The sequence below is a fragment of the Streptosporangium subroseum genome, from assembly GCF_900188345.1.
Classification (GTDB): domain Bacteria; phylum Actinomycetota; class Actinomycetes; order Streptosporangiales; family Streptosporangiaceae; genus Streptosporangium; species Streptosporangium subroseum.
Map to the genome: position 1 here is coordinate 21,156 of NZ_FZOD01000085.1, position 14,623 is coordinate 35,778.

Below are 14,623 nucleotides of genomic sequence, written 5' to 3' on the forward strand. Positions count from 1 at the left end.
AGAGACGTACAGAACTGCAGTACTGTGCAGCTATGAGCGCGGAGACAGTGCCCTTCACGGTGGCGCGCAGCCAGCTGGCCGAGTTGATGGGGCGGGTGGCGTACGGCGGCGAGAGGATCGTGTTGAGCCGCCACGGCAAGCCCGCGGTCGCCCTGGTGTCCATCGCCGACCTGGAGAGGCTTCAGGCGATGGCGGACCAGGAAGAGCCGGCGCAGGTCGTGTCCTTGGGAAAGACGTCATTCGACCTTGCCGAGCCGTCCTCTCGGCAGGACCCTCGCCGGTTCGACATCGCGGCCGAGCAGGCCCCGCCCGGCGGCGCCGCTCCCTGATCGAGCAGGCTCCGCCGTCCCCAGTGATCGGAGCAACGCGTCGAGCAGCCGAGCTCCTTGCCGATCAGTTGGAGTCCCGCAACGGCGGCGGACCACCGTCAGCGGAGTGACCGGCGGATGCCCGCGGAGCCGCCCGACAGCCACGCCAAACGGCGGCGACATCGAATCCTCAGTCGCCGGGCGACGGCCGTCCCTCGCCGGCGGATGATGAGCGATCGCCGAAGACGAGTTCGCCACCAAGCTGACTGTACAGCTCCAGCTGGTCGTAGTAGATCCGATGAGTGATGATCTTGTCGTTGCCGACGGAGCAGGTGCTGGTGCCGCGAACGGCGACGGGACGGCCGGTTTCGTCCAGCACACCCCCGCCGGGCAGCATGACAGGCCCGTTATGCGTGCCGGTGAGCATCCATTCGGTCACCGCGGGATCGGCGCAGAACACCGTGTGCCAGACCGTCATGCTCAGGTCCGGAAACCCTTTGAAGACCTCCTCGTAGAACGAGGCGATCTGGTCGTGTCCTTCCGCGGTGCCCGCCGGGGTCACCAGGACCCCGTCCCGGCTGTGGCACTGAAGAACACGATCCAGATCGTGGGCGTTGAAGGCCTCGAGCAGCTTGTCTTTGAGCGCACGAGCGTCGCCCATGGTCATCATCCCTTCGATTGGGATCCTTCCGGCGATGGACGCGCCATCACGGCGGCCGGCCTTCGCCCGGGGCTGGTCGGCACGATGGCGTGCGCACTCGCGGCGGTGGTCCGGGCGCCGCGTATCAGCTGAGCTCGCCGGGATGGAGGACGACCTTGGTCCAGCCGAGATCCCTCCGGTCGAAGTGCTCGTAACCGTCCGGTGCGTCGTCCAGGTTCAGTTCGTGCGAGACGACCCAGGACGGCCGGGCCTTCCCTTCGTGGATGAGCGTGCGGAGCTGCCGGTTGTAGTGCTTCACGTTGCACTGGCCGTTGCCGATCTTCTGGCCCTTGAACCAGAACATCCCGTAGTCGAAGGCGATCTCGCCCTGCTTGAAGAGATCGTCCGGGCTGCCGGGGTCTGAGGGGACGAAGACGCCGACGACGCCGATGGTCCCGGTGAACTTGACCGATTTGACGAGGTTGTTGAGCGTCATGTTGGGGTGCTCGTGTCCCTGTGGGTCGTGGGCCTGGTAGCCCACGCACTCGCAGCCCCGGTCGGCGCCCAGGCCGTCGGTGAGCTCCATGACCTGATCGACCGGTGACGTCCGGGAGTCGTCGATCGCGATCGCGCCGATCTCCTCGGCTTTGGCGAGCCGGTCGGGGTGGCGGTCGACGACCATCACCTTGCTCGCGCTCTTGAACGTGGCGGAGTAGGCGGCCATCAGCCCGACGGGCCCCGCTCCGTAGATCACGACCGAGTCGCCCGCCTCCACCTGGGCGAGTTGGGTCGCGTGCCAGCCGGTCGGCCAGATGTCGGCGAGCATCACGTAGTCGTTCTGCTTCTCCTTCGCGTCGTCGGGGAGGACGAGGCAGTTGAAGTCGCCGTAGGGCACGCGCAACAACTCGGCCTGGCCGCCGTTGTAGGGCCCCATGTCCGCGAAGCCGTAGGCCGCCCCGGCCATGCCCGGCTCGGGATTGGTGGTGAGGCAGTAGGCCGTCAGGCCCTTTTCGCAGTTCGCACAGAAGCCGCACGAGATGTTGAACGGGATGCAGACCACGTCGCCGACGCGGACGCGGTCGACGGCCGGTCCGACCTCGACCACTTCGCCGAGGTTCTCGTGACCGAGGACGCGGCCCGTCTCGAAGTCGGTCCGGCCTTCGTACATGTGCAGGTCCGACCCGCAGATGTTGGTCGTGGTGATGCGAACCAGGACATCGGTGGGCCGCTCTATGCGCGCGTCCGGGACTTCCTCGACGTTGACCTGTCGAGGTCCGTTGTACACGATTGCTTTCATGATTTCCTCGCATGCGGTTGATTGCGAAGGATCGCCTTACCCGTCAGCGACGGGGCGAGAGGTTCTACGCCGTACAGCACATCAACGGTTCGTTCCTCCTTCCTTGCTCGCCGCGGCCGCGCCCCTGGGAGGGCTCGGCACCGGATTCACCGGGTGTCCGGGGCGGGCCGTTCCGAGCTGATCGCCGAGGCCGTTCCGGCCGCCTCAGAGCAGCAGGTCGAAGACACGTATCGTGCGTTCCCACTGCTCGGTCGCGGGGTTCTTCACCTCCGGATCCACGATCTTGAAAGCCTGAGCCAGTGCCACTGACAGGCCGCCGACGATCTCGGGCAGGCGGCCGGCGGTCTCCTCGCCGACCGACAGGTCGAGCGGAGGCAGCATGGCGAGCTGCTCCAGGATGGGTTTCAGCTCGATGTCCTCATCGAGGAGGCGGAACCGGTGGATGCTCTCCTGGAGGCCCTTGGTGACGGGTAGATCCCAGGGTTCGATGATGTCGCGACGGTTCGCCTTGGCGTGGGCCTGGCCGATCACCAGAAGGTCGTAGACCTTGTCGTTCACGAAGCCGCTGTAGCGCCGGAGGTCGTCCTTGTCGACGTCGACACCCGCGGCGCTGCGGAAGAAACGTTCGAATCTCGACACCGCCATGAGAACCATGGGGGTCTCCTTCCTTCCGGCCTGGAATCACTCTCCAGCCTGCGAGCCGATGTTGGACGTCATGATGATCACGGTGTTGCGGAAGTTGACCGTACGGCCCTGGGCATCGGTGAGCCGCCCGTCGTCGAAGACGAGGATGGTTTCGCTGCCCTTCTTGTCCAGGCCGCAGGCCAGGGAGACCGCGGTCGGCTCGTTGATTTCGACGGGGAAGTCGTGCCGGGCGAGTGTGTCCACCGCGTGCTGGGCCGCTTCGTAGGTGCCGTAGGTCGCCAATACCGTCTTGTGGCTCTCGTGGATGTCTTGGGTTCTCATGGATCAACCCCTTGTGGTTAGTTGTTCCGGCTACTGAGAAGCCTCGGTCACACGCCATCAGCCACAGCCCAAAGATCAGCCTCCTACGGATCCAGTCAAAGGGCTCGGATCGCTCCCCCGAAACCCCCAGATATCCATTTTTGGATCAAACAACAGAGGCGGTAGGCGAGGGCCGACTCGGTCCTTGTCCGCGCGCGGGCGGCGGGCCAGGCCCGCGAGCCCGTCGTTCCGGACGGCGGCCCTCCCGGCTCGTCTCGAAGGGCACGATCAACTCGTCCCGGGCCAGGCGGTCGACCGCGTGATAGAGGCTGCGAGACAGCCCCGCCACGCCCTGCCTCCGCCGCGCCCAACTCCCGCCAGCCTCCGCATCGGCGACCTCGTCTGAGGCCGGCTCCCCTGCTCATTCCCAGGAAGTTCCCAGGGCGTTCGCAGGGAGTTTCTGGGGGTAGGGGCGCAAGCTGGACGGGCATGACACGCCGAAGCAGGCAGGACCTCGGCCGAGGTCCGGTCGTTGACGGCTGTTCGGCCTCACGCTCTTTACCCACCGATGACCCGCACCGCGAGAGCGGTGCATATCCTGGGAGAAATCCGATTCCTCGGCAAAAGGCTCCATGAAAGACTGCTTCGGCGCGGACTTCTGTCAGAGAACGCGACAACTCATATGCGCCACGTTCCCGGCAATGTGATCACCGGTAAGTGATTACCGGCGAGTCGGGATCCCATCGCCGATCTTGCTCATATCGGGTCCTCGGATATTTGAATTTCATGATGAATGCGAAAAGTTACATTTGCGATTGATCTCGAATGCCTTTCATCAAGGAACGCTATGATTTGTACCGTCCGAAGCGTCGCGAACATCGCAAGCTCCAGGGCTGTCAAGACCCTGCAGCATCGACGCGGTGGGGGTTGAGCGATCGCGACCGAGGTCGACACCTCGATGCCGCTCCGCCGCCTTCACGTGTCTTCATGCGATACCTGCGAGGAGGTGACGATGACCGCGCTGCGGTTCACAACCAAGAGCCTGACCGGCTGCGTGCTGGTCACGGTCTCCGGCGAACTCGACATAGCCACCAAACCGGAGCTCATCCACTATGTGAACAACATCCTCAGCACTCGCGTCGGCATGGTCGTTCTCGACCTCAGCGGGATCACCTTCATCGACGCCCAGGGCCTGAGCGCGCTCATCATGATCAAGCGTCAGGCGCAGCTGGTCCACACGGAACTGGTGCTTGCCGGAACGCCGCCCATCGTCCTGTCGCTCCTCAGAATCACCCGCCTGGACAAGCACTTCCGTGCGTTTCCTCAAATGGCGACGGCGGACTACCTCCGGCTCGTCGACCATCTCCCCGAGCGGTCCACGGCGGAACCGAGCGAGAAACCATCCATGGCCGGACAGAGCAGAATCTGAGCGGCGCCCTCCTGATCACCAGACGGATCGTTCGGTCCGGGGCCGGATGATCCGGGCTGATAAAGTAGAGGCATGCATCGTCTGTCGTGTCTGAGCTGGTGGCGCTCCTCATAGGAGCGGCCATCTCTCGCGCATGACCCCGGGCCGTTCGAATGGACGGCCCTTCTGCATTTCCTGGATGCTTCCGCGTCTTCCCTGGATGAAGGGGCCGCCCTCAGAACGGCGGATCACCCAGCAGCCAGGAGACCATTGTGAACACCAGCCTCGATGTCGAACAGCCCGTCCGCCCCGCACGCCTTCCTCCTCCCTCCGACCTGCTGGGGGTGTCCACCGCCCAGCGCCGCACCGCTTCGCTGGAGGAGTCGATCCGCCGGGATCCCGGGCGGTTCCGCGTGCTCACCGGAGACCGTCCCACCGGCCTGCTGCACCTGGGCCACTACTTCGGCACCCTCCACAACCGGGTCCGCCTGCAGAACCTCGGTGTGGAGATGTTCCTGGTCATCGCCGACTACCAGGTCCTCACCGACCGGGACGTCGCCGATCACCTCACCGAGCACGTCGAGGGCCTGATACTGGACTATCTGGCCATCGGCATCGACCCCGGCCGGAGCACGATCTTCGCCCACAGCGCGATCCCCGCCCTCAACCAGCTGCTCCTGCCCTTCCTCAGCCTGGTCTCGGTCGCGGAGCTGAGCCGTAACCCCACCGTCAAGGACGAGATCGCCCACTCCCGGCAGTCCTCCGTCAGCGGGCTCATGTTCACCTACCCCGCCCACCAGGCGGCCGACATCCTGTTCTGCAAGGCCAACCTCGTCCCGGTCGGCCAGGATCAGCTGCCCCACCTGGAACTCACCCGTACCATCGCCCGCCGCTTCAACGACCGCTACGGCACCGGCGCGGCGGTGTTCCCCGAGCCCGACGCCCTGCTGTCCACCGCGCCGCTGCTGCTGGGCACCGACGGCACCAAGATGAGCAAGAGCCGCGGCAACGCCATCGCCCTGGCCGCGAGCGCCGATGAGACCGCCAAACTGATCCGGGGCGCCAAGACCGACGCCGACCGGCACATCACCTATGATCCGGCCACCCGGGCCGAGGTCTCCAGCCTCGTCCTGCTGGCCGCGCTCTGCCTGAACCGCGACCCCCGTCTGGTCGCCGAAGACATCGGTGCGGGAGGAGCGGCCGCTCTGAAGCGGACCGTCACCGAGGCCGTCAACGAATACCTGGCCCCGATCCGGAAACGCCGCGCCCGGTATGCCCAGGAGCGCGCCTACATCCAACAGGTCCTGCGCGACGGCATCGAACGCGCCAACACCGTCGCCGAGACCACCCTCAAAGAGGTGCGAACCGCCATGAACGCCCTCTACTAGGACCGACCTCGGTGGCGCTCTCCCACGGAGAGCGCCACCGAGGGCCGGCGGTCCTTCTCGGCCGCCGCCGAAGGGCTTCCCTCCGTGGAGAGCGCCACCGCATCCCACCCGGCGGGCCGCCGCTCTCGCCCAAGCTCGGGGACACAGCCGTATCACAGGGTGAATAGGCGGATAATCCTCAGTTACCACCCAAGGGATTAGCGTTGCTTTTGCTACGCTCGATGAGTGCTTCATTTCCGACGCAAGCCCACGTCAGGCGGACCGTCGTCCTTACGGGTGCGTGTGGTATCAGAGACCACTTTCACCATACGTGGCCACGGGGTGCACACCGCCTATGAGGAGTGCCTCCAGGCGACCAGTGGAATGCCCGACGTAGAGCAGGTTTCAGGTCTTCGGGCGTATGGAAGATCCGTCATTCTTCACGTGCACACGATGGGCCCCGTAATGGTGCTTCGGATGCTGACCCATCGAGGTCCGCGACTGATCACCGCTCATGTCACGCCGGCATCGCTTATCGGAAACATTCTTGGAGCCGATTACTTCCCCGGATTCGCCCGATGGTACATGAAGGTCGTCTACAACTTGGCGGATCTTGTCCTGTCGGTCAGCCAGGCCACGACGGCGGAGCTTGAGGAGATCGGCGTCCGGCGCCGGATCCATCTCACGGTCAACGCCATCAACGAACGGCAGATCCAACTGCTTTCCCACCAGAGAAGCAGCCTGCGCCAGCAGTTTGGATGGGGGGACGAACTGGTCGTCCTCGGCGTTGGCCAAATACAGTCGCGAAAGGGCATAGAAGAATTCGTCGAGTGCGCCAGGAGGCTCCCGCACCTGCGGTTCGTCTGGGTGGGCGGAATGCCGTTCGGCGTGCTGTCGGACAGGCGGAGCGAGCTCACACGTCTCTGCGAGGACGCACCGGAAAACGTCAGGTTCACCGGACTGCTTCCCCGGGAAAAGGTCTTCGAATATTACGCGGCCTCCGACGTCTTCTTTCTTCCGTCCAAACACGAGACATTCGGACTGGCAACCCTGGAGGCCGCCACCGCCGGCCTGCCCCTGATCCTGAGCGACCTGGATTGTTATCAGAACTGGCTTCAGGATGCGTATGTGCACGGCGAGACGGTAACGGACTACGTTGAGATGATCCGGAGCATGGAGAGCGAGGCACAGCGGGCGAAGTGGGGAGAGCAGGCGTCCGAGGTGGCGGCACGGTACGGAACCCAGATGCTCACGCACGGTCTCCGCGAGGCCTATTCCCTTGCCTCTCGGCGTTCTCTCTCGTCACAAAAATCCTGAAGTGAATCATCAGCCGAGGTCGCACCCGTGCTGTGCCGCGGAGCGGACGGCACTCCACTACTCTCACCTGAGTTGATCTGTTTTCGGGGGCGAAGACAGAAAGGGTCACATGGCTCAGGTACCGCAGGCGGAGACGCAATCCTCAGCGACGGCGGCTCTCCGCTTCGGCGCGGTTCTGGCCGCGGCGGGACCGGTGATCCTGCCAACTTTCAAGGTCGGCGGGGAAAGCACCATATGGATCGTCTGCTCCGGAACTTTTTCCAGTCCCCACGCCCTGGAGAGCGCGGCGCGAGAACTGCTGTTCTGGGCCACGCTCCTGTTGCCGGTCGTCCTGGCCGGCCTCGTCCTGCGCGCGCCGCGCCGGGCCACTCTCACGGCCACCCTGGCGATCGGCTCCGTGCTCGCGCTCGGGCTGTTCACGGCGATCTTCCTGCCGGGCACCGACCTGTGCGGCGAGCGCGAACTTCCCGTCGTGCTGCCCTGGCTCATGATCGCCTGCTACCCGGTGGCCGCGGTGTCACTGGCTCTGGCTGCCCGGTCGCCGCTGTCACGCACGGAGCGGGGGGGCGCTCTCTGGACGCTCGCCGTCGCCGCCGCGGCGTGGACGGCGATCACCTGCCGCCTTCCGACGATGACCTGGAGCCTTCCGGCAGCGACCGACGACGTCCTGATCCCCGGCCTCCGCTACGAGGAGGCTTACGGACCCGCGGAGTCGTTCTGGAACGCCCTTGAGGCATGGGTCCCCGGAGCCGCCGCGATCGGCCTGCCGGTCGTGATCGTCGCACTGGCCGCGGCGGCGAAGGGCGCCTCCGCCCGGTGGGGGCGGTCGGCCGCCGCCGGAGCCGGAGCGCTCCTTCTTGTCTTCGCCCTGCTCGACGCCGTGGTGCAGTTCAGCCCCTACGAGGGTGATTTCCAGGAATATCCCCTCGGCCTGGTCAGATGGCCCCTGCTCCTCGCGGCCGCTCTCGTCGTGGCAGCCGCCTGGAGCCGCCGGGAGCCGCTCTCCGTGACCGGAGTCGTTCGCTCGCTGCGGAGCAGGATCCCAGGACGGCCGAAGGACCTCGCCGTACTGGTCGTGATCGTGGTCGCGGCCGTCTGGCTCGTCGTCTCCTCCTTCGAGCCGGCCTCGCCGTGACACCCGGCGGCGCCCTCACCTCGCGTCGCCCGTTCCGCCGGAGCCGACAGGCGACAGCGCTGCGGAAATCGCCGAGGACCTGACGAAGACCGAGGGGAGCACGTACGATCGCGCGCGGCGGGCCATCTCCCGATTTCCACGTTCTTTCCCCTGTGAAACGGGAGATCAGAGCACACCATCAAGCGCAGGCCCGTAAAACCCCAATGGGACTCTTCGCTGCGAGTCCATGGTGATCGCGATCAATCTCGCATGAAGTCGAACCTCTCCGTATAACGCCCCCCTTGCCCCTGCCGATTTTCTGGCAAGGTATCTGGGATCACCATCCCCCCGATCAAGGACGGAACGATGACCAACCCCTACCAGAACCAGGATCCGCAGTACGGCGCCAACCCCTACCAGGCGCAGGATCCGCAGTATGGGGCCAATCCCTACCAGACCCAGGACCCGCAGTACGGGGCCGGCCCCTACCAGGCCCAGGAACCGCAGTACGGCGCCAACCCGTACCAGACTCAGGATCCACAGCAGGGCTACGGAAATTATGGACAGCAGCCCTCCCAGCCCACCTACCAGCAGCAGATGTACCAGCAGCCCAAGACCGCGGGAACCGGGTTCTTCGCCCGCCTTTTCGATCTCAGCTTCGACCACTACGTGACGACGAGCGTCATCAAGGTCATCTTTATCGTCATTGTGGTGCTCCAGGGGCTCTCGGCGCTCTCCTTCGTGGCCTCCGCCTTCGTCGCGAGCACGACGGCCGGCATCATCACGTTCTTGATCGCACCGATCGTCTGGTTCTTCGCCGTCCTCCTCACCCGCGTATGGATGGAACTGCTGATCGTCATCTTCAAGATCAAGGAGGACCTGGGAGCAATTCGCGCCCGCGGCGAAATCTGAGGTGTCCCGTTTTTTCAGGGGGATCGGCGACCGTCACCTGGATCGTCCGTACCCTCTCGTACGGCAGGCCGTGGGACAGATCGTGCCCCTGTCCATGAATACCGACAATTCCCTCGACGGAATAGACGGACCCCGCAGACTGGGAGTGTGGACTTCTCTCAGACCCTGCGCGCGAACCGGCATCGCCGCCACCTCAGCCAGCTCGATCTCGCCCTGCGCGCGGGCACGACGCAGCGTCACCTCAGCTTCATGGAGAGCGGACGCTCCCGGCCCGGCCGGACCATGGTGGTACGGCTGGGCGAGTCGATGGAACTGCCGCTCAGGGAACGCAACGAGCTCCTGCTCGCGGCCGGTTACGCCCCCGTCTACCCGCAGACCCCGCTCGACGACCCGAGCCTGGAGCACGTACGCACCGCGCTGGGGCACATCCTGGCCGGGCACCTGCCCTACCCCGCGATCGTCGTGGACGCGGGGCACGAGCTGGTGCTCGCCAACGACGCGTTCTCCCTGCTCACCGAGGGCGTCGCGGAGCACCTCCTGCGCCCGCCGGTCAACGTGCTGCGCCTCTCCCTGCACCCGGAGGGCCTGGCGGCGCGGATCGTCAACCTGCCGCAGTGGGCACAGCACATCTTCGACCGCATCCCACCCGGCGACCTCTACGACGAGTTGTCCGGCTACGTGCCGCACGTCGCGCCGGGGCCCGACCACGTGGGTTTCGCCGTGCCCGTACGGCTGCGCTCGGCCCGCGGTGAGCTGCGGCTGACAACCACGATCACGACGTTCGCCACCGCGACCGACGTGACCGTGGCGGAGCTGAAGCTGGAGGCGTTCCTGCCCGCCGACGCGGCCACGGCGGCGCTACTGGCCGAATGACACCCCGGAGCGGCTCGATCGCGACCGGCCTGCCGGATCCCGGGGAATCGCGACCGCCTCCCGGATCCCGGAAACCGCCACCGACCTGCCGGATCCCGGAAACCGCCACCGATCTGTCGGGCGCCGGGAGAATCGCGGCCGGTCTCCGTCAGATAGCGGGGAACATGTAGTCGGTGGCGATGTGGCCGTTCTCGTCGAGGACGAGGGTCTCCAGGCCGCCACCCGCCACCTCACCTCCACCGGCGGGCACCATCTCCCAGCTGAACGTGACGACGTTGTGGAGGCGGACGGCGTTGTCCCGCGGCTGGAAGACGAACTGCCCCGGGGCCACGAACTCCTCGTAGGCGTGGGTCACCCGGACTTCGAGCGCGTCGTACCCGTGGGCTTCGAGGGTGGTGGAGCCGAAGCCCAGTCTCGCGGCGATCTCCCGGATCTCCTGGGGCGGCTGAAGGACGTGGGAACCGCCCTCGGCCCACAGCTCCCGGATGGCCTTGCGACGTAGCTCGGCGTCCGGCTCGTTCCAGAGGGCGACGTAGCGGGCGGCCAGGTCCTGGGCATGGATATCGGTCACTGTTTCTCCTTGGCTGATGTGTCGCTGTCTCTCCCGAATCTTGCGAGAAGGACCGCTGGGCAACAATTCCTCCAAGGGAATGGCCGACCGTCACGTGGCCGTGCCGACGGGGGTCGGCGGGATGGCGGGAAAGAGCGGTCCGGCCTCCGACGACCGGGCCGATGTGTCCGGCGATGGCACCCGGTGACCCAGCCTGCCGGGCGGAGAGGTGATCGACCTGCTCGGCCGTCCGCCCCGGTGCGGCCGTGGTCGCCGTCATCGCGAACCGGGCCGGCTGACGGTCGCAGGTTAATCTTGGTGGACGCTCGGAGAGTAATGATGCCCACGGCTTTCCGTGCCCGAAAAGTATTGTTTGTCCGAGAACGGACCGATAGAAAAGATCTCATGACTACTCTCGGCGCTGTGTTCAGGCCCCAGCTACCCCCCGAACGGCTGCGCGACGTGGCCCAGGCGGCGGACAAGGCGGGCCTGGAACAACTATGGCTCTGGGAGGACTGCTTCCTGGAAAGCGGCATCGCCAGCGCGGCCGCGGCCCTGGCCTGGACGGAACGGCTGCACATCGGCGTCGGCCTGCTCCCCGTGCCCCTGCGGAACGTCGCACTGACCGCGATGGAGGCCGCCACCCTGCACCGTCTGTTCCCGGATCGGGTCCTTCTGGGCATCGGCCACGGCGTCCAGTCATGGATGGCACAGGTCGGTGCGCAGGCGGAGTCGCCGATGACGCTGCTGCGTGAGCACCTCACCGCGCTGCGGGCGCTGCTGCGGAGCGAGCGGGTCACCACGGACGGCCGTTACGTGAAGCTCGACGACGTCGCCCTCGACTGGCCGCCGGCGACGGCGCCCGCGGTGTTCTCCGGGGCGGTCGGGCCGCGCTCGTTGCGGCTGAGCGGCGAGGCCGCGGACGGAACCATCCTCGTCGCCGGCACTCCGCCCGAGAAGGTGCGGCGGGCCCGCGAGCTCATCGACGAGGGGCGCGCGGCGGGTGGACGCACCGACCACCACGAGGTGGTCGCCTACCTCCACGCGGCGACCGGACCGGACGGAGCCGCGCGCCTGGCGGCCGAGCTCGAGCGCTGGGGCGACGCCTCGATATCGGATATCGGGGCCGCCGGAAACGCGGACGCGGTCGCGGAGGCCGTCCTGCGACTGGCGAACGCCGGAGCCGACACCGTGATCCTCCAGCCCACAGCCGACGAACCGGACCCCGAGGGCTTCGTACGGTTCGTGGCAGAAAAGGTCCGGCCACTCGTCCCCTGAGATAACCGACGGCGCAGCGGGCGAGCCGTCCGGACAGCCAACGACGCAGCGTCGCGGCAGGACATTGACGCGCCGTAGAACAGACCGCTCTGGGCCGAGCGCGCGAGTTGCCGACCTGTTCGGGCCGTCTACTGCGTCGAGGGTGCGACCCAGGAGCGTACCTGCTGGGCAAGCGCGGCCACGTGCTCGGGGGGTGTGGTCTTGACGATGCCGTGGCCAAGGTTGAAGACGAACGGGCCGCCGCCAAGAGCGCGCAGGATGCGGTCTGTTTCGGCGTGGAGTGCCGGGCCGCCCGTGACGAGGAGTTGAGGGTCGAGGTTGCCCTGCACGCAGCGGCCCAACTCGCGTTGCACCTTCTGCGCCGCCCATCCCAGCGGCACCGTCGAGTCGAGGCCGACACAGTCCACGCCGGTGGCCTGCACGAAGCCGTCGTACGCCAGCCCGGCACCGCGCGGGAACGCGATGATCGGAACGCTCGGATGCTTCGCCTTGAGCGCCGTGACGATGACGGCAACCGGCTTGACGCACCAACGCTGGAAGAGCGGGTCCGGGAGTATCCCGGCCCAGCTCTCGAACAGTTGGATCGCCTCGGCGCCTGCCTCGATCTGACGGTCCAAAAACTCGATGATGGCTGCCGTGAGCAGATCGATCAGGGGTTGGAAGCTGTCGGGGTCGCTCAGCGCCCATTGCCTGACGAGGGCGTGCTCGGAGTTGCCGCCGCCGCGCCCTTCGACCATGTACGTCGCGACCGTCCAGGGCGCACCGGCGTAGCCGATCAGCGCCACATCCTCAGGCAAGGCGTGCGTGAGCTGCCGGACCGTCTCGTAGATCGGGGCCAGTTCTTCGTGCAAGCGAGACGCGCTCAAGAACTCGGTGATGTCCGACGCCGAACGGATCGGCGGTGTCAGAACCGGGCCATCACCGACCCGGTACTCCAGGGTCTGACCCAACGCCGCAGCGATCTGCGGAAGATCCGCAAACAAGATCGCCGCATCCAGCGGGAAGCGTCGGATCGGCTGCAGGGTGACTTCGACCGCGTGCTCGGGCGAATTACACAACCCCACCATCCCGCCGGCCGCCTCACGAACGCCGTGATACTCAGGCAGATAGCGCCCAGCCTGCCGCATCAACCAGATCGGCGGCCGTTCCGTCGGCTCGCCCGCAAGCGCACGCAACAGCAACTTCTTCGGTCGCACCCCACCAGGTGCATGATCCAGACCAACGTCGCCCCGCGTAACGGTTTCCACGCTCTTCCGCCCTGTTCAGATGCACGAGCTCACCCGGCACGATCGGCACAATCTCACCCGCGGTGAAGACGCCCTGACAGGCTACCAAGGGCCGCCGACTGGGCCAGATCAGAGCGACAGACCTGGGCCACAACAGGTTGACAAAATCATCTGCCCGCCTGCGTAGGAGGGCGGATTCAGCGCTCAGAAGGCAGGACGGAAGGTTCGGCGGTCAGAAGAGAGTCAGCGGCTCGGTCGGCATGGGCTCGGGCAGTGGCTCGATCTCGGGCAGCCGGGCCCGTACGTCGTCGTGAAACCGGCGGGCGAGCATCAGCGCGTCGGCGTTGTCGGGAGTATGGATGAACACGGTCGGCGAGCGGCCTTCGCGCAGCCATTCGGTGACCATGCCGATCCATTGCTGCCAGCCCTCGACCGTGCGCGCCGTGTCGTCCCGGCCGAGATAGCGAACGATCGGACGGTCGGTGAGAGCGGACGCCCGGTGTGGCATGCGCGGTTTTTTCATCCACGCGTCTCGTTCGGCGTCGCTGGTCGGAGGACTCTGGAAGAGCGCGGTGGTGTCGAACGGGATCCACTCGGCATCGGCGCCGGCGAGGACCCTTTCGAGAAGCCGTCCGGATCGGGCGTCATCGAAGAACGCGCGGTGGCGGACTTCGACGGCGTATCTGTGCGAGCGGGGAAGACGGCGAAGAAAGCCCGCCAGAGTGCCGAGGTCGGTCGGAGCGAATGATCCCGGCAGTTGAATCCAGAGTGCGTGGGCTCGCGGTCCGAGTGGCTCGATCGCCTCCAGAAACGATCGGAGCTCATCGTCGGTGTCGGTAAGGCGACGTTCGTGCGTGATCGGCTTGGGCAGCTTGACCACGAAACGGAAGTCGGGGTCGGTCTGCCGCGCCCACGACTCCACCGTGCTTCTTGTCGGTGTCGCGTAGAACGTCGTGTTGCCCTCCACCGCGTTGCACCAGGTCGCATAGGCCCGCAGGCGCTCCCCGGGAGGGAGCGGATGGGGCAGGAAGCGCCTCTGCCATGGCGCGTGAGTCCACATCGCGCATCCCACATGAAGCCGCATGGCTCCGACGCTATCCAAGGTCGGCAGGAGAAAATACCGAGCTCGCCTTAAGCTGACCGGCCGCACCCGCTTGCGTGGAGCAGCCCGTACGCATCTCGGCCCTCTGTCACATTTGAGAGGGGTGGCGCCGGCCGACGGAAGTATCGGCCGGATCGCCCTCGGACGCGAAGCGCGTCGCACCGTCACCCGGCGGCTCAGAAGGAGTGGCGGTAGTAGTTGCCCCAGTCGAAGTCGCGGGAGTTGCCCTCGCCGATGCGGGTGCGGAAGCCGTCGAAGCCGCTGTTGCGGCTGTAGCTGAACTTCC

The 14,623-nt window shown here is 66.3% G+C and carries 14 protein-coding genes and 1 pseudogene; 8 read left to right on the top strand and 7 right to left on the bottom strand.

Annotated features, from left to right (window positions below; genetic code table 11):
- Positions 1 to 32: 32 nt before the first annotated feature.
- Positions 33 to 329: a type II toxin-antitoxin system Phd/YefM family antitoxin gene (locus tag CHC08_RS43185; RefSeq protein ID WP_089213186.1), complete on the top strand. Its 297-nt coding sequence runs from the start codon at positions 33 to 35 to the stop codon at positions 327 to 329.
- A 169-nt stretch (positions 330 to 498) separates the two neighbouring features.
- On the opposite strand, the gene CHC08_RS43190 is transcribed toward CHC08_RS43185, so the two are convergent.
- From CHC08_RS43190 to CHC08_RS53115, 4 genes and pseudogenes are all read right to left on the bottom strand, one after another.
- The gene (locus CHC08_RS43190) at positions 499 to 969 is read right to left on the bottom strand and encodes an ester cyclase (protein ID WP_089213200.1); all 471 of its coding nucleotides are present in this window, start codon (positions 967 to 969) and stop codon (positions 499 to 501) included.
- Between the two features lie 124 nt (positions 970 to 1,093).
- On the bottom strand, positions 1,094 to 2,245 hold the full coding sequence (locus CHC08_RS43195; protein WP_089213187.1) for a glutathione-independent formaldehyde dehydrogenase: 1,152 nt from the start codon (positions 2,243 to 2,245) through the stop codon (positions 1,094 to 1,096).
- Positions 2,246 to 2,449: 204 nt separating this feature from the next.
- On the bottom strand, positions 2,450 to 2,899 hold the full coding sequence (locus CHC08_RS43200; RefSeq protein ID WP_089213188.1) for a DUF1931 family protein: 450 nt from the start codon (positions 2,897 to 2,899) through the stop codon (positions 2,450 to 2,452).
- A gap of 30 nt (positions 2,900 to 2,929) precedes the next feature.
- Positions 2,930 to 3,031: pseudogene (locus CHC08_RS53115) on the bottom strand (AAA family ATPase); the annotation flags it as partial.
- A 1,171-nt stretch (positions 3,032 to 4,202) separates the two neighbouring features.
- Here CHC08_RS53115 and CHC08_RS43215 point away from each other — a divergent pair.
- The 6 genes from CHC08_RS43215 to CHC08_RS43240 all read left to right on the top strand — a co-directional run bounded on the left by CHC08_RS43215 (position 4,203) and on the right by CHC08_RS43240 (position 10,181).
- The gene (locus CHC08_RS43215) at positions 4,203 to 4,619 is read left to right on the top strand and encodes an STAS domain-containing protein (protein ID WP_179282549.1); all 417 of its coding nucleotides are present in this window, start codon (positions 4,203 to 4,205) and stop codon (positions 4,617 to 4,619) included.
- Between the two features lie 251 nt (positions 4,620 to 4,870).
- Entirely contained in the window at positions 4,871 to 5,986 is a 1,116-nt protein-coding gene (gene trpS / locus CHC08_RS43220) for a tryptophan--tRNA ligase (RefSeq protein ID WP_089213191.1), read from the top strand.
- Positions 5,987 to 6,307: 321 nt separating this feature from the next.
- The gene (locus CHC08_RS43225; RefSeq protein WP_143653607.1) at positions 6,308 to 7,282 is read left to right on the top strand and encodes a glycosyltransferase; all 975 of its coding nucleotides are present in this window, start codon (positions 6,308 to 6,310) and stop codon (positions 7,280 to 7,282) included.
- Between the two features lie 109 nt (positions 7,283 to 7,391).
- Positions 7,392 to 8,417: a hypothetical protein gene (locus tag CHC08_RS43230; protein ID WP_089213193.1), complete on the top strand. Its 1,026-nt coding sequence runs from the start codon at positions 7,392 to 7,394 to the stop codon at positions 8,415 to 8,417.
- A gap of 345 nt (positions 8,418 to 8,762) precedes the next feature.
- Positions 8,763 to 9,308: a DUF4282 domain-containing protein gene (locus CHC08_RS43235; RefSeq protein ID WP_089213194.1), complete on the top strand. Its 546-nt coding sequence runs from the start codon at positions 8,763 to 8,765 to the stop codon at positions 9,306 to 9,308.
- Between the two features lie 147 nt (positions 9,309 to 9,455).
- Positions 9,456 to 10,181, top strand: coding sequence for a helix-turn-helix domain-containing protein (locus CHC08_RS43240; RefSeq protein ID WP_089213195.1), 726 nt, complete (start codon positions 9,456 to 9,458; stop codon positions 10,179 to 10,181).
- A gap of 148 nt (positions 10,182 to 10,329) precedes the next feature.
- Here CHC08_RS43240 and CHC08_RS43245 read toward each other — a convergent pair whose 3' ends face one another.
- Positions 10,330 to 10,752 carry a hypothetical protein gene (locus tag CHC08_RS43245; protein ID WP_089213196.1) on the bottom strand — a complete coding sequence of 141 codons (423 nt, stop codon included), beginning with the start codon at positions 10,750 to 10,752 and terminating at the stop codon, positions 10,330 to 10,332.
- Positions 10,753 to 11,136: 384 nt separating this feature from the next.
- Between CHC08_RS43245 and CHC08_RS43250 the strand changes: the two genes are divergently transcribed.
- Positions 11,137 to 12,009: an LLM class flavin-dependent oxidoreductase gene (locus CHC08_RS43250; protein ID WP_089213197.1), complete on the top strand. Its 873-nt coding sequence runs from the start codon at positions 11,137 to 11,139 to the stop codon at positions 12,007 to 12,009.
- 128 nt (positions 12,010 to 12,137) lie between these two features.
- Here CHC08_RS43250 and hemE read toward each other — a convergent pair whose 3' ends face one another.
- Positions 12,138 to 13,256, bottom strand: coding sequence for a uroporphyrinogen decarboxylase (hemE, locus tag CHC08_RS43255; RefSeq protein ID WP_218825766.1), 1,119 nt, complete (start codon positions 13,254 to 13,256; stop codon positions 12,138 to 12,140).
- A gap of 211 nt (positions 13,257 to 13,467) precedes the next feature.
- Positions 13,468 to 14,319, bottom strand: coding sequence for a DUF72 domain-containing protein (locus tag CHC08_RS43260; RefSeq protein ID WP_089213198.1), 852 nt, complete (start codon positions 14,317 to 14,319; stop codon positions 13,468 to 13,470).
- Positions 14,320 to 14,623: the final 304 nt, after the last annotated feature.

Excerpts from the sequence above, each read along its gene's own strand:
- CHC08_RS43195 (WP_089213187.1), bottom strand. The coding sequence starts at position 2,245 with ATGAAAGCAATCGTGTACAACGGACCTCGACAGGTCAACGTCGAGGAA.
- CHC08_RS43230 (WP_089213193.1), top strand. The coding sequence starts at position 7,392 with ATGGCTCAGGTACCGCAGGCGGAGACGCAATCCTCAGCGACGGCGGCT.
- CHC08_RS43190 (WP_089213200.1), bottom strand. The coding sequence starts at position 969 with ATGGGCGACGCTCGTGCGCTCAAAGACAAGCTGCTCGAGGCCTTCAAC.
- CHC08_RS43250 (WP_089213197.1), top strand. The coding sequence starts at position 11,137 with ATGACTACTCTCGGCGCTGTGTTCAGGCCCCAGCTACCCCCCGAACGG.
- CHC08_RS43200 (WP_089213188.1), bottom strand. The coding sequence starts at position 2,899 with ATGGTTCTCATGGCGGTGTCGAGATTCGAACGTTTCTTCCGCAGCGCC.
- CHC08_RS43260 (WP_089213198.1), bottom strand. The coding sequence starts at position 14,319 with ATGCGGCTTCATGTGGGATGCGCGATGTGGACTCACGCGCCATGGCAG.
- CHC08_RS43215 (WP_179282549.1), top strand. The coding sequence starts at position 4,203 with ATGACCGCGCTGCGGTTCACAACCAAGAGCCTGACCGGCTGCGTGCTG.
- CHC08_RS43235 (WP_089213194.1), top strand. The coding sequence starts at position 8,763 with ATGACCAACCCCTACCAGAACCAGGATCCGCAGTACGGCGCCAACCCC.
- CHC08_RS43185 (WP_089213186.1), top strand. The coding sequence starts at position 33 with ATGAGCGCGGAGACAGTGCCCTTCACGGTGGCGCGCAGCCAGCTGGCC.